This is a genomic window from Pseudomonas sp. JQ36 (assembly GCF_053851495.1).
Map to the genome: position 1 here is coordinate 2,837,317 of NZ_CM132642.1, position 21,651 is coordinate 2,858,967.

Annotated in this window: 17 protein-coding genes, 2 tRNA genes and 3 rRNA genes; 10 read left to right on the forward strand and 12 right to left on the reverse strand. The window is 58.0% G+C overall.

Annotated features, from left to right (window positions below; all coding sequences use genetic code 11):
• Positions 1 to 5: 5 nt before the first annotated feature.
• From mrdA to ACS4NR_RS12680, 6 genes are all read right to left on the reverse strand, one after another.
• Entirely contained in the window at positions 6 to 1,898 is a 1,893-nt protein-coding gene (gene mrdA, locus ACS4NR_RS12655; RefSeq protein WP_456020278.1) for a penicillin-binding protein 2, read from the reverse strand.
• Between the two features lie 236 nt (positions 1,899 to 2,134).
• Positions 2,135 to 2,250 (reverse strand): 5S ribosomal RNA (rrf, locus tag ACS4NR_RS12660).
• Positions 2,251 to 2,403: 153 nt separating this feature from the next.
• Positions 2,404 to 5,295: ribosomal RNA gene (locus ACS4NR_RS12665) — 23S ribosomal RNA — on the reverse strand.
• A gap of 247 nt (positions 5,296 to 5,542) precedes the next feature.
• Positions 5,543 to 5,618: transfer RNA gene (locus ACS4NR_RS12670), tRNA-Ala, on the reverse strand.
• A gap of 29 nt (positions 5,619 to 5,647) precedes the next feature.
• Positions 5,648 to 5,724 (reverse strand) — tRNA-Ile (locus ACS4NR_RS12675).
• A gap of 81 nt (positions 5,725 to 5,805) precedes the next feature.
• Positions 5,806 to 7,342, reverse strand: a 16S ribosomal RNA gene (locus tag ACS4NR_RS12680).
• The 16S, 23S and 5S rRNA genes sit together here with 2 tRNA genes alongside, the layout of an rRNA operon.
• Positions 7,343 to 7,955: 613 nt before the next feature.
• On the opposite strand from ACS4NR_RS12680, the gene rhtA reads away from it, so the two are divergent.
• Positions 7,956 to 8,843, forward strand: coding sequence for a threonine/homoserine exporter RhtA (rhtA, locus tag ACS4NR_RS12685; protein ID WP_456020279.1), 888 nt, complete (start codon positions 7,956 to 7,958; stop codon positions 8,841 to 8,843).
• A gap of 169 nt (positions 8,844 to 9,012) precedes the next feature.
• Entirely contained in the window at positions 9,013 to 9,294 is a 282-nt protein-coding gene (locus ACS4NR_RS12690) for a hypothetical protein (protein WP_095137376.1), read from the forward strand.
• A 1-nt stretch (position 9,295) separates the two neighbouring features.
• On the opposite strand, the gene ACS4NR_RS12695 is transcribed toward ACS4NR_RS12690, so the two are convergent.
• Entirely contained in the window at positions 9,296 to 9,874 is a 579-nt protein-coding gene (locus ACS4NR_RS12695; protein ID WP_253150025.1) for a TetR/AcrR family transcriptional regulator, read from the reverse strand.
• 92 nt (positions 9,875 to 9,966) lie between these two features.
• Between ACS4NR_RS12695 and ACS4NR_RS12700 the strand changes: the two genes are divergently transcribed.
• Both ACS4NR_RS12700 and ACS4NR_RS12705 read left to right on the forward strand, forming a co-directional pair.
• Complete coding sequence (locus ACS4NR_RS12700; protein WP_204896516.1) at positions 9,967 to 10,695, forward strand: SDR family oxidoreductase; 729 nt, start codon at positions 9,967 to 9,969, stop codon at positions 10,693 to 10,695.
• A 40-nt stretch (positions 10,696 to 10,735) separates the two neighbouring features.
• Entirely contained in the window at positions 10,736 to 11,332 is a 597-nt protein-coding gene (locus ACS4NR_RS12705) for a 2-hydroxychromene-2-carboxylate isomerase (RefSeq protein ID WP_443536320.1), read from the forward strand.
• Between the two features lie 49 nt (positions 11,333 to 11,381).
• Here the strand turns inward: ACS4NR_RS12705 and ACS4NR_RS12710 are convergent, their stop codons facing one another.
• The 4 genes from ACS4NR_RS12710 to ACS4NR_RS12725 form a co-directional block, all read right to left on the reverse strand.
• A complete protein-coding gene (locus tag ACS4NR_RS12710) occupies positions 11,382 to 13,190 on the reverse strand; it encodes an aminopeptidase P family protein (RefSeq protein WP_456020280.1) in 1,809 nt (602 codons plus the stop codon).
• Positions 13,191 to 13,245: 55 nt separating this feature from the next.
• The gene (locus ACS4NR_RS12715; RefSeq protein WP_166497953.1) at positions 13,246 to 14,412 is read right to left on the reverse strand and encodes an aminotransferase class V-fold PLP-dependent enzyme; all 1,167 of its coding nucleotides are present in this window, start codon (positions 14,410 to 14,412) and stop codon (positions 13,246 to 13,248) included.
• A 205-nt stretch (positions 14,413 to 14,617) separates the two neighbouring features.
• Positions 14,618 to 15,232, reverse strand: a complete 615-nt coding sequence (locus ACS4NR_RS12720; RefSeq protein ID WP_095137370.1) for a LysE family translocator — start codon at positions 15,230 to 15,232, stop codon at positions 14,618 to 14,620.
• Between the two features lie 99 nt (positions 15,233 to 15,331).
• The gene (locus tag ACS4NR_RS12725; RefSeq protein WP_095137369.1) at positions 15,332 to 15,589 is read right to left on the reverse strand and encodes a hypothetical protein; all 258 of its coding nucleotides are present in this window, start codon (positions 15,587 to 15,589) and stop codon (positions 15,332 to 15,334) included.
• Positions 15,590 to 15,981: 392 nt separating this feature from the next.
• Here ACS4NR_RS12725 and msuE point away from each other — a divergent pair, with 392 nt between their 5' ends.
• From msuE to ACS4NR_RS12745, 4 genes are all read left to right on the forward strand, one after another.
• Complete coding sequence (gene msuE / locus ACS4NR_RS12730) at positions 15,982 to 16,545, forward strand: FMN reductase (RefSeq protein WP_443536324.1); 564 nt, start codon at positions 15,982 to 15,984, stop codon at positions 16,543 to 16,545.
• Positions 16,546 to 16,555: 10 nt separating this feature from the next.
• Positions 16,556 to 17,701, forward strand: coding sequence for an FMNH2-dependent alkanesulfonate monooxygenase (gene ssuD, locus ACS4NR_RS12735; RefSeq protein WP_456020281.1), 1,146 nt, complete (start codon positions 16,556 to 16,558; stop codon positions 17,699 to 17,701).
• A gap of 130 nt (positions 17,702 to 17,831) precedes the next feature.
• Positions 17,832 to 19,019, forward strand: a complete 1,188-nt coding sequence (locus ACS4NR_RS12740) for an acyl-CoA dehydrogenase family protein (RefSeq protein ID WP_456020282.1) — start codon at positions 17,832 to 17,834, stop codon at positions 19,017 to 19,019.
• 25 nt (positions 19,020 to 19,044) lie between these two features.
• On the forward strand, positions 19,045 to 20,148 hold the full coding sequence (locus ACS4NR_RS12745; protein WP_115983952.1) for a sigma-54-dependent transcriptional regulator: 1,104 nt from the start codon (positions 19,045 to 19,047) through the stop codon (positions 20,146 to 20,148).
• On the opposite strand, the gene ACS4NR_RS12750 is transcribed toward ACS4NR_RS12745, so the two are convergent.
• Positions 20,145 to 20,510 carry an antibiotic biosynthesis monooxygenase gene (locus ACS4NR_RS12750; RefSeq protein WP_456020283.1) on the reverse strand — a complete coding sequence of 122 codons (366 nt, stop codon included), beginning with the start codon at positions 20,508 to 20,510 and terminating at the stop codon, positions 20,145 to 20,147. The two genes, ACS4NR_RS12745 and ACS4NR_RS12750, sit on opposite strands and share 4 nt — an antisense overlap.
• Positions 20,511 to 20,605: 95 nt before the next feature.
• Between ACS4NR_RS12750 and soxR the strand changes: the two genes are divergently transcribed.
• Both soxR and ACS4NR_RS12760 read left to right on the forward strand, forming a co-directional pair.
• The gene (gene soxR, locus ACS4NR_RS12755) at positions 20,606 to 21,055 is read left to right on the forward strand and encodes a redox-sensitive transcriptional activator SoxR (RefSeq protein WP_443536332.1); all 450 of its coding nucleotides are present in this window, start codon (positions 20,606 to 20,608) and stop codon (positions 21,053 to 21,055) included.
• 103 nt (positions 21,056 to 21,158) lie between these two features.
• On the forward strand, positions 21,159 to 21,617 hold the full coding sequence (locus tag ACS4NR_RS12760; RefSeq protein WP_095137362.1) for a VOC family protein: 459 nt from the start codon (positions 21,159 to 21,161) through the stop codon (positions 21,615 to 21,617).
• The last annotated feature ends 34 nt before the right edge of the window (positions 21,618 to 21,651 follow it).

The following is a 21,651-nucleotide window of genomic DNA, read 5'->3' on the forward strand; positions in this document are numbered from 1 at the left end:
TCGGGTTAGACGTGGGGATCACCCGGCGGCTTGGCCGGCGCCGCGTATTGCGGCTTGAGGTGGCCGTCCTGGTCCAGTAACCAGGCGTCCATGATCTGCCGCACCACAGGGCCGGCCACTCGACCACCGGCCTCACCGTTTTCGATCATCACCGAGATGGCGATCTTCGGGTGCTCCGCCGGAGCGAAACCGACAAACAAGGCGTTGTCGCGATGACGTTCGAGGGTTTTCTCGCGGTTGTAGCGCTCGCCCTGCTTGATCGCTACCACCTGCGCGGTACCACTCTTACCGGCAATGCGGTACTGCGCACCTGCCGCTGCGGCGCGCGCGATACCCCGGGCATCGTGCATTACCATCTGCATGCCGTGGTTGACCTGATCCCAGTCACGCGGGTTTTTCAGCAGGATATTCGGCATCGGATGCTCGTCGACCGGTGCCACGCCATCGACCGTTTTCGCCAGGTGCGGGCGATTCCATACGCCCTTGTTGGCAATCAGCGCGGTGGCCTGAGCCAGTTGCAACGGCGTAACCTGCATATAACCCTGGCCGATACCCAGAATCACCGTTTCCCCAGGGAACCACGCCTGACGACGTGTGGCACGTTTCCAGGCCTGAGATGGCATCAAACCGGGCGACTCTTCGAACATGTCCAGCGAGACTTTTTCGCCGAGGCCGAACATCGCCATATAGTCGTGCAGACGATCGATGCCGAGCTTGTGTGCCAGGTCGTAGAAGTAGGTGTCGTTGGAGCGCATGATCGCCGCGTCCATGTCCACCCAGCCATCGCCACTGTGGTTCCAGTTGCGGTACTTGTGATCGAAATCCGGGAGTTGGTAGTAGCCTGGGTCGAAGACGCGGGTCTGCGGCGTCACTACACCGGCATCGAGGCCGGCGATTGCCACTTCCGGCTTGATGGTCGAGCCCGGCGCATAAAGGCCGCGCAGCACACGGTTGAACAGCGGGCGGTCGATGGAATCGCGTAGCGCCGAGTATTCCTTGGAACTGATACCGGTCACGAACAGGTTCGGGTCGAAACTCGGATTGCTGACCATGGCCAGCACTTCACCGGTGGATGGATCAAGCGCGACCACCGACCCACGACGATCGCCCAGCGCGGCTTCGGCAGCCTCCTGCAGTTTGACATCGAGACTCAGAACAATGTTTTTGCCAGGCACTGGATCGGTGTGCTTGAGCACTCGCAGCACGCGGCCTTGGGCGTTGGTCTCAACCTCTTCATAACCGACGTGGCCGTGCAGCTGCGCTTCGTAGAAGCGTTCGATACCGGTTTTACCGATGGATTGCGTGCCACGGTATTCAACCGAATCGAGCGTCTTGGATTCTTTTTCGTTGATCCGGCCAACGTAGCCGATCGAATGCGCGAAGTGCGCCCCCAACGGGTAATGCCGAACGAACTGCGGCTCGACATCAAGGCCCGGCAGACGGAACTCGTTAACCGCCAACACGGCGATTTGTTCCTCCGTCAGCTCGTAGAACAGCGTCACAGGGGTAAATGGGTGACGGGACTGCTTCATGGCCTTATCGAAAACCGTACGATCTTCGGCGGGCAAATGCAGCAGATTGATTACCTCGTCCAGCTCCTGATCAACATTAGTGGCGCGCTCGCGGGTAATGATCAGGTTGTAACTGGGACGGTTATCGGCGAGCAGCACGCCATTGCGATCGTAGATCAGGCCTCTTGTCGGCGGAATCGGCAGGACGTGCACGCGATTGTTTTCAGAGATGGTCGAGTGGTAGTCGTATTCAACCACTTGCAGGATGTACAGGCGTACCACCAGCGCGCAACTGATGGCAAAGACGAACAGAGCGCAAGCGATCAACCGCTTGTTGACCAGACGCGTCTCTTTTTCGTGATCCTTGATCGGGATGGGTTCAGGCATTTCTACAGCAACTCTTTGACATAATTTGAGTGCCGATCCGTGGGCATGACATCAGTCCGTTAAAAAACGAGCTGCACCATACCAAAAACCGAGTGGTCAGTTCAGATGGTTTTTCCCTAATGGCAGTCCCTGGTGACAGCTGGGACGCTCATACCGCATGAATTGGCAGGCAAACCACTTTCCTGCGGGCAAAACAAAACCCCAACTGCTTTCGCAATTGGGGTTTCGGAATTTAATCTTGACGATGACCTACTCTCACATGGGGAAACCCCACACTACCATCGGCGATGCATCGTTTCACTTCTGAGTTCGGGATGGGATCAGGTGGTTCCAACGCTCTATGGTCGTCAAGAAATTCGGGTACTGACTCGTGGCACGTTGGCCTCGCTTCAGCAAATCGGGTATGTGATACAGGTGTTTGTGAGCAGCGCGAACTTTCGGTTCATTGCGTCTTCACACACCGCAATCTGGTCTCTTTCGAGCATTCAGATTGCTTGGGTGTTATATGGTCAAGCCTCACGGGCAATTAGTATTGGTTAGCTCAACGCCTCACAGCGCTTACACACCCAACCTATCAACGTCGTAGTCTTCGACGGCCCTTCAGGGAACTCAAGGTTCCAGTGAGATCTCATCTTGAGGCAAGTTTCCCGCTTAGATGCTTTCAGCGGTTATCTTTCCCGAACATAGCTACCCGGCAATGCCACTGGCGTGACAACCGGAACACCAGAGGTTCGTCCACTCCGGTCCTCTCGTACTAGGAGCAGCCCCTCTCAAATCTCAAACGTCCACGGCAGATAGGGACCGAACTGTCTCACGACGTTCTAAACCCAGCTCGCGTACCACTTTAAATGGCGAACAGCCATACCCTTGGGACCGGCTTCAGCCCCAGGATGTGATGAGCCGACATCGAGGTGCCAAACACCGCCGTCGATATGAACTCTTGGGCGGTATCAGCCTGTTATCCCCGGAGTACCTTTTATCCGTTGAGCGATGGCCCTTCCATACAGAACCACCGGATCACTAAGACCTACTTTCGTACCTGCTCGACGTGTCTGTCTCGCAGTCAAGCGCGCTTTTGCCTTTATACTCTACGACCGATTTCCGACCGGTCTGAGCGCACCTTCGTACTCCTCCGTTACTCTTTAGGAGGAGACCGCCCCAGTCAAACTACCCACCATACACTGTCCTCGATCCGGATAACGGACCTGAGTTAGAACCTCAAAGTTGCCAGGGTGGTATTTCAAGGATGGCTCCACGCGAACTGGCGTCCACGCTTCAAAGCCTCCCACCTATCCTACACAAGCAAATTCAAAGTCCAGTGCAAAGCTATAGTAAAGGTTCACGGGGTCTTTCCGTCTAGCCGCGGATACACTGCATCTTCACAGCGATTTCAATTTCACTGAGTCTCGGGTGGAGACAGCGCCGCCATCGTTACGCCATTCGTGCAGGTCGGAACTTACCCGACAAGGAATTTCGCTACCTTAGGACCGTTATAGTTACGGCCGCCGTTTACCGGGGCTTCGATCAAGAGCTTCGCGTTAGCTAACCCCATCAATTAACCTTCCGGCACCGGGCAGGCGTCACACCCTATACGTCCACTTTCGTGTTTGCAGAGTGCTGTGTTTTTAATAAACAGTCGCAGCGGCCTGGTATCTTCGACCGGCATGAGCTTACGGAGCAAGTCCTTCACCCTCACCGGCGCACCTTCTCCCGAAGTTACGGTGCCATTTTGCCTAGTTCCTTCACCCGAGTTCTCTCAAGCGCCTTGGTATTCTCTACCCAACCACCTGTGTCGGTTTGGGGTACGGTTCCTGGTTACCTGAAGCTTAGAAGCTTTTCTTGGAAGCATGGCATCAACCACTTCGTCACCCAAAGGGTAACTCGTCATCAGCTCTCGGCCTTAAGATCCCGGATTTACCTAAGATCTCAGCCTACCACCTTAAACTTGGACAACCAACGCCAAGCTGGCCTAGCCTTCTCCGTCCCTCCATCGCAATAACCAGAAGTACAGGAATATTAACCTGTTTTCCATCGACTACGCTTTTCAGCCTCGCCTTAGGGACCGACTAACCCTGCGTCGATTAACGTTGCGCAGGAAACCTTGGTCTTTCGGCGTGGGTGTTTTTCACACCCATTGTCGTTACTCATGTCAGCATTCGCACTTCTGATACCTCCAGCAAGCTTCTCAACTCACCTTCACAGGCTTACAGAACGCTCCTCTACCGCATCACTTGCGTGATACCCGTAGCTTCGGTGTATGGTTTGAGCCCCGTTACATCTTCCGCGCAGGCCGACTCGACTAGTGAGCTATTACGCTTTCTTTAAAGGGTGGCTGCTTCTAAGCCAACCTCCTAGCTGTCTAAGCCTTCCCACATCGTTTCCCACTTAACCATAACTTTGGGACCTTAGCTGACGGTCTGGGTTGTTTCCCTTTTCACGACGGACGTTAGCACCCGCCGTGTGTCTCCCATGCTCGGCACTTGTAGGTATTCGGAGTTTGCATCGGTTTGGTAAGTCGGGATGACCCCCTAGCCGAAACAGTGCTCTACCCCCTACAGTGATACATGAGGCGCTACCTAAATAGCTTTCGAGGAGAACCAGCTATCTCCGAGCTTGATTAGCCTTTCACTCCGATCCACAGGTCATCCGCTAACTTTTCAACGGTAGTCGGTTCGGTCCTCCAGTCAGTGTTACCTAACCTTCAACCTGCCCATGGATAGATCGCCCGGTTTCGGGTCTATTCCCAGCGACTAGACGCCCTATTAAGACTCGCTTTCGCTACGCCTCCCATATTCGGTTAAGCTCGCCACTGAAAATAAGTCGCTGACCCATTATACAAAAGGTACGCAGTCACCCAACAAAGTGGGCTCCCACTGCTTGTACGCATACGGTTTCAGGATCTATTTCACTCCCCTCTCCGGGGTTCTTTTCGCCTTTCCCTCACGGTACTAGTTCACTATCGGTCAGTCAGTAGTATTTAGCCTTGGAGGATGGTCCCCCCATATTCAGACAAAGTTTCTCGTGCTCCGTCCTACTCGATTTCATGACTAAGAGATTTTCGCGTACAGGGCTATCACCCACTATGGCCGCACTTTCCAGAGCGTTCCGCTAATCTCAAAGCCACTTAAGGGCTAGTCCCCGTTCGCTCGCCACTACTAAGGGAATCTCGGTTGATTTCTTTTCCTCAGGGTACTTAGATGTTTCAGTTCCCCTGGTTCGCCTCTTGCACCTATGTATTCAGTACAAGATAACCATCTTATGATGGCTGGGTTCCCCCATTCAGACATCTCCGGATCAAAGTCTGTTTGCCGACTCCCCGAAGCTTTTCGCAGGCTACCACGTCTTTCATCGCCTCTGACTGCCAAGGCATCCACCGTATGCGCTTCTTCACTTGACCATATAACCCCAAGCAATCTGGTTATACTGTGAAGACGACATTCGCCGAAAATTCGCAAAACTCTTAAGAGTCACTCACAAATTTTACCTTAGCCTGATCCGTTACCAGTGAAAGTAACGTTCAGTCTATCTTTCTATCACATACCCAAATTTTTAAAGAACGATCTAATCAAAAGACTAGAAATCAGCATTCACCATCACAGCGATGGAATGCTCATTTCTAAGCTTTCAAACTTCAGAAGCAGTGGTGGTGGAGCCAAGCGGGATCGAACCGCTGACCTCCTGCGTGCAAGGCAGGCGCTCTCCCAGCTGAGCTATGGCCCCGTATTTCTACAGGTTTCCCACACAAAAATTGGTGGGTCTGGGCAGATTCGAACTGCCGACCTCACCCTTATCAGGGGTGCGCTCTAACCAACTGAGCTACAGACCCAATTTCGGGCTGCTTCTATCGTCTTCTTCAATGAATCAAGCAATTCGTGTGGGAACTTATGGAGCAGCTGATGTCGTCGATTAAGGAGGTGATCCAGCCGCAGGTTCCCCTACGGCTACCTTGTTACGACTTCACCCCAGTCATGAATCACACCGTGGTAACCGTCCTCCCGAAGGTTAGACTAGCTACTTCTGGTGCAACCCACTCCCATGGTGTGACGGGCGGTGTGTACAAGGCCCGGGAACGTATTCACCGCGACATTCTGATTCGCGATTACTAGCGATTCCGACTTCACGCAGTCGAGTTGCAGACTGCGATCCGGACTACGATCGGTTTTGTGGGATTAGCTCCACCTCGCGGCTTGGCAACCCTCTGTACCGACCATTGTAGCACGTGTGTAGCCCAGGCCGTAAGGGCCATGATGACTTGACGTCATCCCCACCTTCCTCCGGTTTGTCACCGGCAGTCTCCTTAGAGTGCCCACCATTACGTGCTGGTAACTAAGGACAAGGGTTGCGCTCGTTACGGGACTTAACCCAACATCTCACGACACGAGCTGACGACAGCCATGCAGCACCTGTCTCAATGTTCCCGAAGGCACCAATCCATCTCTGGAAAGTTCATTGGATGTCAAGGCCTGGTAAGGTTCTTCGCGTTGCTTCGAATTAAACCACATGCTCCACCGCTTGTGCGGGCCCCCGTCAATTCATTTGAGTTTTAACCTTGCGGCCGTACTCCCCAGGCGGTCAACTTAATGCGTTAGCTGCGCCACTAAGAGCTCAAGGCTCCCAACGGCTAGTTGACATCGTTTACGGCGTGGACTACCAGGGTATCTAATCCTGTTTGCTCCCCACGCTTTCGCACCTCAGTGTCAGTATCAGTCCAGGTGGTCGCCTTCGCCACTGGTGTTCCTTCCTATATCTACGCATTTCACCGCTACACAGGAAATTCCACCACCCTCTACCATACTCTAGCTTGCCAGTTTTGGATGCAGTTCCCAGGTTGAGCCCGGGGATTTCACATCCAACTTAACAAACCACCTACGCGCGCTTTACGCCCAGTAATTCCGATTAACGCTTGCACCCTCTGTATTACCGCGGCTGCTGGCACAGAGTTAGCCGGTGCTTATTCTGTCGGTAACGTCAAAATTGCAGAGTATTAATCTACAACCCTTCCTCCCAACTTAAAGTGCTTTACAATCCGAAGACCTTCTTCACACACGCGGCATGGCTGGATCAGGCTTTCGCCCATTGTCCAATATTCCCCACTGCTGCCTCCCGTAGGAGTCTGGACCGTGTCTCAGTTCCAGTGTGACTGATCATCCTCTCAGACCAGTTACGGATCGTCGCCTTGGTGAGCCATTACCTCACCAACTAGCTAATCCGACCTAGGCTCATCTGATAGCGCAAGGCCCGAAGGTCCCCTGCTTTCTCCCGTAGGACGTATGCGGTATTAGCGTTCCTTTCGAAACGTTGTCCCCCACTACCAGGCAGATTCCTAGGCATTACTCACCCGTCCGCCGCTGAATCCAGGAGCAAGCTCCTTTCATCCGCTCGACTTGCATGTGTTAGGCCTGCCGCCAGCGTTCAATCTGAGCCATGATCAAACTCTTCAGTTCAAACATCTTTGGGTTTTTAAGAAACCCTAAACTTGGCTCAGCAATCGTTGGTTACATCTTTGATTTCTCGCGGAGTAACTTGTGATGCTGATAATCTTGTTGACTATCAGTCTGACTCCACAAGCACCCACACGAATTGCTTGATTCAGTTGTTAAAGAGCGGTTGGCTAAGATCTTTCGTCTCAACCGAGGCGCGCATTCTACAGCAGCCTCATTTGCTGTCAAGTGATTATTTTCAGAAGTTTTCGAAGAATTCTTCAATAACTTCAACCACTTGCGCTTCCGATCTCTCGTCAGCGGGAGGCGAATTCTACAGCGTTACACGCTGCTGTCAACACCTCTTTTTCAACTTCCTTTTGGCTTCGATGAACTGAAGCAACTCGTTATCGAAACCTACATAACTCATTGAATTTCAAGGAGTTTTCCGTTTCGACTGCGCCGGAAGTGGGGCGAATTATAGACCTCCTGAATCTGCCGTCAACCGTTAATTTCAGTTTTCTATCAATGCATCGAAAAAGCCTGCTTGTATATAGATGCAACGTCAGCGAATGCGCAGTATATTGCCCAACACTTAAAACAACACTCTGCTCTCACCTTCGGATGATGCCTCGCAATGACTGACCAACCTCGCTCCCTGGCCTCAACGCTGTTCCCGGTTGGCCTCTTGTTAATAGCCATGGCATCCATCCAGTCTGGCGCCTCTCTGGCCAAGAGCATGTTTCCGGTGGTTGGCGCCCAAGGGACGACCACCCTACGCCTGGTCTTCGCCAGCGTAATCATGCTGCTGTTATTGCGCCCGTGGCGCGCAAGGCTGACGGCTCAATCCCTGCGCACGGTGATCGTTTACGGAATGGCGCTGGGCGGGATGAATTTCCTCTTCTATATGTCACTGCGCACCGTGCCCCTTGGTATTGCAGTCGCGCTTGAATTCACGGGTCCGCTGGCCGTCGCCATCTACGCCTCTCGCCGCGCGATCGACTTCATCTGGATTGCTCTGGCGGCAGTTGGCCTGCTGCTGTTGATCCCGACCGGAGCGACATCCACGGGGATTGATCTGGTCGGTGCCGGTTATGCCTTGGGTGCCGGCGTGTGCTGGGCGCTGTACATTCTGTTCGGCCAAAAGGCCGGTGCCGACAACGGCGTGACGACTGCGGCCCTGGGCGTGATGATTGCCGCACTGTTTGTCGCCCCGATCGGCATCGTGCATGCCGGCGCGGCATTACTCACCCCGTCGCTGATCCCGGTGGCCATCGGCGTCGCTATCCTCTCAACCGCTTTGCCCTACACGCTGGAGATGGTCGCCCTCACCCGCATACCGGCCCGCACCTTCGGGACTTTGATGAGCATCGAACCGGCCTTTGGCGCGTTGTCCGGGCTGCTATTCCTGCAGGAGTACCTCACGCTGTCACAATGGATGGCGATTCTGTGCATTATTCTGGCCTCCGTCGGGGCAACCATGACCATGGGCAGTAACGCCAAACCCGTTGTTGCAGCAGATTGAAACAGTATTTGACGAAGGTCTGGCAATTGACGTTCATTTAGGCCATGTTTAAGCCCCTTAACTCAGTGCCAGACATGGATTTTTTCGGACAGGGATATCAAACCGCTTAAAGCGCAGGCGAATACAGGCAGACCCGAGCGCCAGACTCGTGGCTACCATAAGGACGGTAATGAAACGAATTTTGATACTGATCGCTGTATTGGCAGTAGCGGGGTGCGCAGCCACCTCCAAGACCCAAGTGAAGCACGGTAAAAAAGGGCTGCACATCAACTGTTCCGGGCTGTCGTCCTCTTGGGACAAGTGCTACACCAGCGCCGCCAATGCTTGCGCTCCAAAGGGCTACAAGGTCATCGCCAAATCAGGGGACACCGTGGAAGAGCCCGGCGACTACCCGTTCGGTCTCAATCCGGCCGGCTATACCAGCCGCAGCATGATCGTCATCTGCAAATGAATCATTCTGGCTGCTCACTTTGCCGAGCAGCCAGTTGACGCCCGATTTCCGCATGACTGGATTTCAATACCGTCCGTTGAATGTCCGGCGTCACCAGCATCCGCGCTACTACCAGCGCCCCGACGCATTGCGACAGAATCGACCATGCCAGGCTGTCGCTCTGCAGAGTCTGCGCCCAACTGGCTTGCAGCCGACAAATCCACAGTTCTGCCTGCTCGCGAACCTGGTCGTCTGAACGGGCAATTTCCGCGCCCAGCGTCGGCAAAGCACAGCCCGATTCTGGCTGCTCCACGTGAGCCATGCTCAGGTACTGTTTAAGACAGCGTTCCAGCCGCTCGCGATCCTGCCCTCCTCCACCACCGAGTCGCTCCAGGCTCTGACACAGCTCGCGCTCGACGATGGCCGTGAACAGCTCGTTTTTTGACGAAAAGTGGCTATAAAACGCCGCGCCACTCAGGCCGATTGCCTTCATCAATCCATCGACACCGACCGTGGAAAAGCCTGAACGCTTGGCTGATAGAGCGCTGCTGTTGAGCAGTTTTTCTCGGGTTTCCAGCTTGTGACCGGCGGAGTACCGCATGTGCTTGCCCTCTTGATCGACCGCCTTGACGTTGTCCGGATCCTAGCATAACGTTCGTTCACTTAACGATCGTTTACTAAAGGGATCTACCCATGAATAACAAGAAGGTCGTGTTGGTGGTGGGTGCTGGCGATGCCACCGGCGGAGCGATTGCCAAGCGCTTTGCCAGAGAAGGTTTTATCGCTTGCGTCACCCGGCGCAGTGCCGACAAATTGCAGCCGCTGGTCGAGGCGATTCAGGCCGAGGGTGGAGAAGCACACGGCTTTGCCTGCGATGCGCGCAAGGAAGAAGACGTCATTGCGTTGATTGAAGAGATCGAAACTCGCCTTGGTCCGATCGAAGCGTTCGTTTTCAACATCGGCGCCAATGTGCCTTGCAGCATTCTTGAAGAAACTGCGCGCAAGTATTTCAAGATCTGGGAGATGGCCTGTTTCTCCGGCTTCCTCAATGCCCGCGAAGTGGCCAAGCGCATGGTCACCCGCAACCGGGGCACCATTCTGTTCACTGGCGCCACCGCCGGACTGCGCGGTGCTTCCGGATTCGCCGCGTTTGCCGGGGCCAAACACGGTATCCGCGCACTGGCACAAAGCATGGCGCGCGAGCTGGGGCCGATGAACATCCACGTCGCGCACGTGGTGGTCGATGGCGCCATCGATACCGACTTCATCCGCAACAGTTTCCCCGAGAAGTACGCGACCAAGGATCAGGACGGTATTCTCAATCCCGAGCACATCGCCGAAAACTACTGGTATCTGCACAGTCAGCCACGGGACGCCTGGACGTTCGAGCTGGATCTGCGCCCGTGGAACGAACGCTGGTAAGCCCCGCCTCCTCCATAACAATAAATAGAGAGCAGCGAAGATGACGAAAACCGTAGAGTTCTATTTCGATCTCGGCAGCCCTGCCACCTATCTGGCCTATACCCAGTTGCCGAAAATCTGTGCCGACACCGGCAGCCAACTGATCTACATCCCGATGCTGCTGGGCGGCGTGTTCAAAGCGACCGGCAACGCATCACCGGCGATGATTCCGGCGAAGGGCCGCTACATGTTTCAGGATCTGGATCGCTACGCCAAACGTTATGGCGTACCGTTGAAATTCAATCCGCACTTTCCGATCAACACGTTGATGCTGATGCGTGCCGTCACTGGCATACAACTGCGCCAACCGGAACGCTTTCAGACGTTTATCGACTGTCTGTTCAAGGCATTGTGGGTGGAGGGACGCCCGCTCGATGAGCCGGCGACTGTCGCTGCGGTTTTGAGCGAACAGGGCTTCGATCCCAATGAAGTCCTGGCCCTGACCAACGACGAGACAGTCAAGGCAGCCCTGAAGGACAACACCGAGACAGCCATTAAACGCGGTGTATTTGGCGCGCCGAGCATGTTTATCGGCAATCAGTTGTTCTTCGGCCAGGATCGCCTCGACTTCGTCGAAGAAGCCCTGCGTCAGGCTTAGAAAAACCACAGAACCCAGGCGCTGCCAGCAGCGCCCGGGTTTCAGCCATTCAGATCGCTGCTGTGCGCGTGTTCAGCCACTCCAGCGCGGCCCCCTCCAGCAACGGACTCAGACGCTCACGCACTTCGGCGTGATAGGCGTTGAACCACTGCTTCTCTTCCTGCGTCAGCAAGGACGGCTCCAAGCAGCGCGTGTCGATCGGGCACAGGGTCAAGGTTTCAAACTTGAGGAACTCACCGAACTCGCTGCTTCCCGCCTCGCGGTTCATCGCCAGGTTCTCGATGCGCACGCCCCAACGACCCGGACGATAGGTGCCCGGTTCGATCGAGGTGATCATCCCCGCTTGCATCGCCGTTTGCGGTGCCGGTGCTGCCTGATAGGCGATCACCTGTGGGCCTTCATGCACGTTGAGGAAATAGCCGACGCCATGACCGGTGCCGTGACCGTAATCCACGCTTTCCGCCCAGATCGGTGCGCGGGCGATGGCATCGAGCAACGGCGAGAGAATGCCTTTCGGGAACTGCGCCCGCGACAGGGCAATCACGCCTTTAAGCACACGCGTGCAGTCACGCTTCTGCTCAGCCGTCGGCGTACCGACCGGCACCATTCGAGTGATGTCGGTGGTGCCGCCCAGGTACTGGCCGCCCGAGTCGATCAGCAGCAAGCCGTCGCCCTCGATCACCGCGTGTTCTTCTTCGGTGGCGTGATAGTGCGGCATCGCGCCATTAGCGTTAAACGCGGCAATCGTGTTGAAGCTCAACGACACGTAATCCGGACGACGCTCACGGGCAGCGGTGAGTTTTTCGTCGATGGTCAGTTCGGTGATGCGTTCACGGCCCCAGGCCGATTCCAGCCAGGCGAAGAATTCGCACAACGCCGCGCCATCCTGCTCCATGGCCTTGCGGATGTGTTGCGCATCAGCTTCGCTCTTCTGCGATTTGGCGAGGGTAGTCGGGTTCAGGCCTTCGACCAGTTTCACCGCGCTGTCGAGGTTATCCAGCAAACCGCTGGTCACCCGCGCCGGATCCACCAGCAGGCTGGCGCCGCCTGGTACAGCGCGCAAGGCGTCGGCGACCTCGCGGTAATCGCGCAGAGTCACGCCGTCCTGTTCCAGCACTGCACGCAGCTCGGCATCGACTTTGCTCAAGGCCACAAACAGCGTGGCCTGCTGTTGATTGATCAACGCAAAAGAAACAAACACCGGGTTGAACGACACGTCGCCGCCGCGCAGGTTGAACAGCCAGGCGATGTCATCAAGGGTGGCGATGAAGTGCCAATCGGCGCCTCGCTCCTGCAGGGTCTCACGCAGTTTGGCGAGCTTCTCGCCACGACTGACCGTCGCTTGCGGTGGCAGATGTTGATAGATCGGCGCATTCGGCAGGCTCGGGCGATCGGCCCAGACTTCATTCAACAGGTCGATGTCGGTGCGCAGACGCGCGCCACGCGCTTCAAGCTTGCTACTCAGGGTACGCGCCGAAGCCACGGCCATCACCGCACCGTCGACCGCCACCACGCCACCTTCGGGTGTCTGCTCTGCCAGCCAGTCCAGCGGGCTCGGCTGACCCGGTTGCAGCTTGACCAGCTCGATGCCGCTGCCCTTGAGCTCCTTGGTCGCCTGTTCCCAGTAACGACTGTCGGCCCAGACTCCGGCGAAATCAGCAGTCACGATCAAAGTGCCGACCGACCCATGAAAACCCGACAGCCATTGCCGCCCTTGCCAATAACCCGGCAGGTATTCCGACAGATGCGGGTCGGCCGATGGCACCAGCAACGCATGAATGCCTTCGCGGCGCATCAGTTCACGGGTTTGCGCCAGGCGCTGGGGAACCGTTCCTTCGGTCAAAGTCTGGGTACTCATCATGTCTCCTGCCAATCACTTCATCGTTATTGTTCGTAGCCGTGAAACCGGCTGGTTAAAGCCCTGTCGCCCAGAATGCCGGGGCACTGGCGCAGGCGCCTTTGATCAGTTCTGCCGCCTGATCGACATCGGCGGCGGTGGTGAAACGGCCGAGGCTCAGGCGAATGGTGCGCCCGGCCAGCCGGGCGTCGTGCCCCAGCGCCAGCAGCACGTGAGAAGGCGTGTTGCTCGCCGAGTTACAGGCCGAGGTCGCGGAAAAGGCGATCGACTGGCTCAAGGCCGCACTGTTGAATTCACCTTCGCTGAAGGTCAGGCTCAACGTGTGCGCGATGCGCTGGCTGGCGCTGCCGTTGAGGCGTACGCCCGGCAGACTCAGCAACTGTTCGAGCAGCCGTTCACGCAGCGCCACGATGGACTTTTTCTCGGCATCGAATTCCGCTGCCGCCAAAGCGAATGCCGCGCCCATGCCGGCGATCTGATGCGTCGCCAGGGTCCCGGAGCGCAGCCCGCCTTCGTGGCCGCCGCCATGAATCTGCGCCTGCAAACGCTGCTGCGCCCGTGGGCCGACATACAACGCGCCGATCCCCTTGGGGCCGTAGAGCTTGTGCGCCGAAAACGACATCAGGTCCACCGGCCACTGCTGCAGATCGATCGCCACTTTGCCGGCGCCCTGCGCGGCATCGACATGGAACAACGCGCCACGGCCACGCACGACTTCACCGATGGCCGGGATGTCATTGAGGGTGCCGAGCTCGTTGTTGACCAGCATCAGCGATACCAGAAAGGTGTCGTCGCGCATTGCTTCGCTGACCGCCTGCGGGGTGATCAGGCCTTCGGCGTCCGGCACCAGATAGGTCACCGCGACGCCGGCATCCTGCAATTGCCGGGCAGTATCGAGAATGGCTTTGTGTTCGATCTGACTGGTAATGATGTGGCCGCCGGCAACGCCGCGCGCCTGGGCCACGCCCTTGAGGGCGAGGTTGTTGGACTCGGTGGCGCCGGAAGTCCAGACGATCTGCGTGGCCTCGGCGCCGACCAGTTCGGCGACTTGCCGACGGGCCTGCTCGACCGTGTGCCGGGCCTGCTGGCCGAAGGCATGGGAGCTGGACGCCGGGTTGCCGAAGTTACCGTGAAACCCCAGACAATCGATCATCACCTGGATGACCCGCTCGTCCACCGGGGTGGTGGCGGCGTAATCGAAATACAACGGACGTTTATTCATAAAAGACTCGCAGAGCGTGTTCCGGGATCAGGAGGCTCGTGTCTGCAAACGGCACAGCGCAGCCTTGTGAGCTGCGCCTGGGTTCGAGACCGTCATCAATACCTGATCGGATGCCGTTAAAGAAGAACAACTTCATTTAAAAGTGCGTAGGAACGCTCCTGAAGCCGAGCTTAACAGGCATCGGGCCGGCGGTTGAAGCAATGCGTCAGTGAAAGCTTTCGAGAAGTAACGGGTACAGCGAAATCACCAACAGCGCCGCCATGCCCCAGTTGAACACGCGCAACCAGCGCGGATCCTTCAGCACGTTGCGCAACAACGTGCCGCACGCAGCCCAGACACCGACGCTGGGCAGGTTGATGATGGCGAACACCGCGGCGATCACCACCACGTTGGTGAAGTAACCCTGCATCGGCGTGTAAGTACTGATCGCGCCGATGGCCATGATCCAGGCCTTGGGATTGACCCACTGAAACGCGGCGGCACCCAGATAGCTGATCGGTTTGGCCTCGCCATCCACGCCATCACCCACCGGGCCCGAATGAGCAATTTTCCACGCCAGATACAACAGATACGCGGCGCCGACATAGCGCAGTACCGTGTAGAGAATCGGGTAAGTCTGGAACACAGCGCCCAGGCCAAAGCCCACCGCGACCACCAAAACGAAGAAGCCGCAGGTGATGCCGAGCATATGAGGAATGGTGCGGTTGAAGCCGAAGTTCACGCCCGACGCCAGCAACATGGTGTTGTTCGGCCCCGGTGTAATCGAGGTGACAAGGGCAAACAGGGCAAAGCCCAACAGCAGATCAAGCGAGAGGGTCATGGGGCAATCCGTCAGGGTCATTCAGGTGTTGACCCTATCGCACGGCAGCGCGCAAACCCACGGACAGTTACGCGAAAATTCGAGCAGTACAGTTTTCGATTAACTTGGACGACCGTGTAGCTGTATGGCTCGACCGGCGCTCATTTCAGCTTTCTTGTCGAATGGCGACTCGCCCAGCAGTGCGGCTTTCTTCGCGTGATATTCGTCGAAAGACAAGCCGCTGCGGTTCAGCGCCTCCATCGCCAACTCGCGGGATTCTTCAGCGGTGTACGGCCGTTGTTCGGGGGAAACGTGGGTCGCGCAACCGGCGAGTACGGAGACAGCGAGCAGCAGCGAAACAGTCAGTAAACGATTCATGGGGAGCGTCCTGGCGAGCAGTAGTAGTCGATGGACAAAGGCTACGCCCGCGCCCGCCCGGGCAAAAATCAACGCTCTCAATAGTGGCTATCAGGATTTCAGCTTGATCCGCGCTATATCTCCTAACGATCTATAAATATCTATTAACGTTCTTTTACGGAATAACCAGCAGCCGCTATAAATCCCTGCACACGGCGAACAACTGTTGCTCCAGCAACTGTTGCCCAGGCAACAGCAGATCAACAAACCCGCCTGATATCTGCACAACCGACTCACGCCAGAACGCTCAAGCCCAAGTAAACCGGGCCTCTCAGGAATTGGTACAGCACTTGCTCAAGCCTTGGCACTTACTCACTGCTCGCTGAGCAACTGTTGATAAAAAGGAACTCATCATGTCGCGTCCCCTGAAAGTCGTCGCCCTCTCCGGTGGCACCTGGCGTCCATCGCGCACGCTGGTGCTGACCCAAGCGCTGTTGGCCGAGCTGGCCGGGCACTTGCCGGTCGAGAGTCATCTGATCGAACTCGGTGACATCGCCCGTCCGCTCGGCGCCGCGCTGTCGCGTCAGGAGCTGAGCGCCGTGGTCGAGGCCGAACTGCAAGCCATCGAACAGGCGGATCTGCTGATCGTCGCCGCGCCGGTGTATCGCGGTTCCTACCCGGGCCTGCTCAAGCATCTGTTCGACCTGATCGACCTCAACGCGCTGATCGACACCCCGGTGCTGCTCGCCGCCACCGGTGGCAGTGAGCGCCATGCGCTGGTGCTCGATCACCAGTTGCGGCCGCTATTCAGTTTCTTCCAGGCCGTGACCCTGCCGATCGGGGTGTACGCCACCGAAGCCGATTTCGCCGACTACCAGATCACCAGCGAACCGCTGAAAGCGCGGATCCGTCTGGCCGCCGAACGCGCCGCGCCACTGTTCGGCACACAAATCAAACCGTTGCTGAAAATCGCTTAAGGAGCTGTGCATGGATGTTTTCTGGTTCCTGCCGACCCACGGTGACGGCCATTACTTGGGCACCACCCAGGGCTCGCGCCCGGTCACCCTGAATTACCTGAAACAAGTGGCGCAAGCCGCCGACAGCCTCGGCTATCACGGCGTGCTGATTCCTACCGGGCGCTCCTGCGAAGACTCGTGGGTGATCGCTTCGGCGCTGGTGCCGCTGACCGAACGCCTGCGTTATCTGGTAGCGATCCGTCCGGGGATCATTTCGCCCACCGTTTCGGCGCGCATGGCGGCGACGCTTGATCGACTGTCCAACGGCCGTCTGCTGATCAACGTGGTGACCGGCGGCGACCCCGACGAAAACCGTGGCGACGGCAGCTTCCTGAGCCACAGCGAACGCTACGAAGTCACCGACGAATTCCTCAAGATCTGGCGCCGGGTGTTGCAAGGCGAATCGGTGGATTTCGAGGGCAAGCACCTGAAAGTGCAGAACGCCAAAGCCTTGTATCCGCCGGTGCAGAAACCGTATCCGCCGTTGTATTTCGGTGGCTCGTCCGACGCGGCGCATGACCTCGCTGCCGAGCAAGTCGACGTGTACCTGACCTGGGGCGAACCGCCCGCCGCCGTTGCCGAAAAACTCGCCGATGTACGTGAACGTGCCGCACGCCATGGACGCAAGGTGAAGTTTGGAATTCGCCTGCATGTGATCGTTCGCGAGAGCGCCGAAGAGGCGTGGAAGGCTGCGGACAAACTGATCGAGCACATCAGCGACGAGACCATCGAAGCCGCGCAGAAATCCTTCTCGCGCTTCGACTCCGAAGGCCAGCGGCGCATGGCGGCGTTGCACGACGGGCGTCGCGACAACCTGGAAATCGCTCCCAACCTGTGGGCCGGCGTCGGTCTGGTACGCGGCGGTGCCGGTACCGCGCTGGTGGGCGATCCGCAGCAAGTGGCCGCGCGGATCAAGGAGTACGCCGACCTCGGCATCGAGAGCTTCATTTTTTCCGGTTATCCGCATCTGGAAGAGGCTTATCGCTTTGCCGAACTGGTGTTCCCGCTGCTGCCCGAGCCGTACGCGAGCCTGGCCGGACGCGGCGTGACCAACCTCACCGGGCCGTTTGGCGAAATGATTGCCAACGATGTGTTGCCCACCCAAGCCAAGGCCTAAAACGCCCCCTGTAGGAGTGAGCCTGCTCGCGAAAGCGGTGTGTCTCCGACGGTGATGACGACTGTGCTGACCACATCGCGAGCAGGCTCACTCCTACAGAGAATCGCGTCGATTTGATGAGGAACACCGCGTGACCGCCAAACCACAAAGCACCCTGCTCTCCCCGCTGCAGACCGCGCGCCAACTGGCCGCCGAATTCGCTCTCACCGCCGTCGAGCGTGACGAGCGCGGCGGCACGCCGAAGGCCGAACGCGATGCCCTGCGCGACAGCGGCCTGCTGGCCCTGAGCATTCCCACCCGTTACGGCGGCCTCGGCGCAACATGGAGCGAAACCCTGCAAGTCGTGCGCGAGTTCGCCAAGGTCGACAGTTCCATCGCCCACGTCTTCGGCTTTCATCACCTGATGCTCGCCACCGTGCGCCTGTTCTCGCGGCCGGAACAATGGCAGCCGTGGTTCGAACAGACCGCGCGGCAGAACTGGTTCTGGGGCAACGCCCTCAACCCGCTCGACACCCGCACCGTGGTCAAGGACTTCGGCGGCTGGCGCGAGTTTTCCGGGAAGAAAAGCTTCTGCTCCGGCGCCAGCGATTCGCAGATGCTGATCGCTTCGGCCGTCGACGAAAGTGCCGGCGGCAAGTTGCTGATCGCGGCGATTCCCAGCGGTCGCAGCGGCATCACCCTGCACGATGACTGGAACAACATCGGCCAGCGCCAGACCGACAGCGGCAGCGCTACGTTCGAACGGGTGCGGGTCGAAGAATCCGAGCTGCTGCTCGATCCCGGCCCGTTGAGCACACCGTTCGCTTGCCTGCGTCCGCTGATCGCGCAACTGACCTTCACTCACATGTTCCTCGGCATCGCCGAAGGTGCGTTTGAGGAAGCGCGCCAGTACACGCTGAGCGAAACCCGGCTCTGGCACAAATCCGCCGCCCGCACTGTGCGTGAAGACCCGTACGTGCTCGCGCATTACGGCGAGTTCTGGGTCGCGCTGGAAGGCATCCGCCTGCTGGTCGAACGGGCTGCCGCGCTGCTCGACGACGCCTGGGTCCAAGGCCCGAACCTGACGGCAGAAGAACGTGGACATCTGGCCACGGCGATTGCCACCGCCAAGGTCGCCGCCAGTCGTCAGGGGCTGGACATTTGCAGCCGCTTGTTCGAAGTCACTGGCGCGCGCTCGACCCACGCCTCGCTGCGCCTCGACCGGCACTGGCGCAACCTGCGCACGCAGACCCTGCACGACCCGCTCGATTACAAACTCCACGAGCTGGGCGACTGGGCGCTGAACCAGGCGCTGCCGGTGCCGACGTTCTATTCCTGATCTTGCCTTTAATGGAGCGAGCCCCATGCAATTGCTGACCCTACCGCCCTCACCCGCTCTGGCGACGTCGATCCGCGCCACCGCGCAGGTCTTCGAAGACCCCAAGTCCCAGGCCCTGCTCGCCCATCTACAACAGGTCGCGCCGAGCGAAGCCAGCGTGCTGATCATCGGCGAGACCGGCACCGGCAAGGAACTGGTGGCGCGGCACATCCACAATCTGAGCCACCGCCGGCATCGGCCGTTTGTTGCGGTCAACTGCGGTGCGTTCTCCGAATCGCTGGTGGAAGCCGAGCTGTTCGGCCATGAAAAAGGCGCCTTCACCGGCGCGCTCAGCGCCAAGGCCGGCTGGTTCGAAGAGGCGGACGGCGGCACCTTGTTCCTTGACGAAATCGGCGATTTGCCAATGGCGATTCAGGTCAAGTTGCTGCGCGTGTTGCAGGAACGCGAAGTGGTGCGCCTCGGCTCGCGCAAGAGTATTCCGATCGATGTGCGCGTGCTGGCCGCGACCAACGTGCAACTGGAGAAAGCGATCAATGCCGGCAACTTCCGCGAAGACCTGTTCTACCGTTTGAACGTGGTCAATCTGGAACTCAGCCCGCTGCGCGAACGGCCCGGCGATATCCTGCCGCTGACCCGGCATTTCATCGAGGCCTACAGCCAGCGCCTCGGTTACGGACGGGTCAGCATCAGCCCCGGGGCCGAACAGAAACTGCGCAGCTACAGTTGGCCGGGGAACATCCGCGAACTGGAAAACGTCATCCATCACACCCTGTTGATCTGCCGCAACGGTGTGATCGAGCGCGACGATCTGCGCCTGTCGAACCTGCGCATCGAGCGCCCGGACGATCAGCAGTCGAGCGCCGACGATTCACCGGAGGCGTTGCTGGAGCGGGCCTTTCAAAAACTCTTCGAACAACAGGCCGGCGCCCTCCACGAAAAGGTCGAAGACGCCCTGCTGCGCGCCGCCTATCGCTTCTGCCATTACAACCAGGTGCACACCGCCGCGCTGCTCGGTCTGAGCCGCAACGTCACGCGCACGCGGCTGATCAAGATCGGCGAACTGGCGGTGAACAAGCGGCGACTGACGGAGAACCTGCACGGCGAGCGCCTGATCCAGTTGTCGATCTAGCCGACCAGGTTGCAATGCAGCGCATCGTCATGACTGCGGGCGATGCTGCTCAACACCTGGAATGAATTGAAGGTCACGGTTCTCGCCTGGTGGGCGCGGATCAGCTGCCAGAAATCCTGCTCGCCGCTTTCATAGCGACAGAACGCCGCCTCCCCGGCCTCGCGGCTCTGCCACTGCAGCAGGCTCAGCACCCGCCGACCGTCGTCGCTGACCTGAACGCTGGCGCTGACAAAGCCTGCGTAGCGCTGCGCCAGATGTTCGCTCTGCTGCGCCAGCGCACAGACCAATGCCGGTTGCTGGCGCGGCTCGATCTCGAATTCGATCAATTGGGTAAAACTGCGATTTTTCGCTGAGGTTTGCATGAGAAGTCCCCACTCATCGTAAGCCGAGTCTTGCGACTCGAAGGCCTGCAGGGTAAAACCTCTAGTTAAGTCAAGGTCAAGAGTCCTTTTGCAAAATGATCACCCAGGAAAACCTGCACAAACAGCTCACCGTCGGCGAAGTCGCCGCGCGCAGCGGTGTGGCGGTGACTGCCCTGCACTTCTATGAATCGAAAGGCCTGATCAGCAGCCAGCGCAATGCCGGCAATCAGCGCCGTTACCCACGGGCGGTCTTGCGCCGGGTGGCGCTTATCAAGGTCGCGCAACGCCTGGGCATTCCGCTGGCGGAGATTGGCGAAGCGCTAAAAATGCTCCCGGATGATCGCGCTCCGACAGCGGCGGACTGGAAAGTCCTGTCCGAGCAATGGCGGCGTGAGCTGGATGAGAGAATCAACCAATTGACGCTGTTGCGCGACCGGCTCACCGGTTGCATCGGTTGCGGGTGTCTGTCGATGGAGGCCTGCCCGTTGCGCAACCAGGGCGATGTGCTCGGTGATCAGGGACCGGGGGCGCATTTCCTCGGCTGACTGCTCGTCGGGGAAAAATGCTGTCCGCGCAGACAGTTCTATAGTGAATCTTCCACAAATCCGGTGGAGCCACACCCCGAAAACAAAGAACAGGGAGAACGTCATGAGCGTCAAACCCATTCCCGAGGGGTATCACAGCATTACCCCGTACCTCGGCATCCTAAAGGCTGCCGAAGCCATCGAGTTCTACAAGAAAGCCTTCGGCGCGACCCAGGTCATGCGCCTGGACATGCCCGACGGGCGCGTCGGCCACGCCGAACTGCGCATTGGCGACAGCGCGATCATGCTCGGCACACCGTGCGATCAAGGGCCGTTGAGCGATCCGGACAACGCAGTGTCGGTCGGTCTGCATCTGTATGTCACCGATGTCGACAAGTCTTTTCAGCGGGCGCTGGATGCCGGGGCGAGTGCGGTGTCGGAGGTCAAGGATCAATTTTATGGTGATCGCAGCGGGACGCTGAAGGATCCCTATGGTCACCTGTGGTTTCTGGCGACGCGCAAGGAGGATCTGACGGAAGAGCAGATCAAGCAGCGGGCGATGGAGATGTTCAGCCAAGGTTGAGATCTTCAGGGGCTGGGCTGGCCTCTTCGCGGGC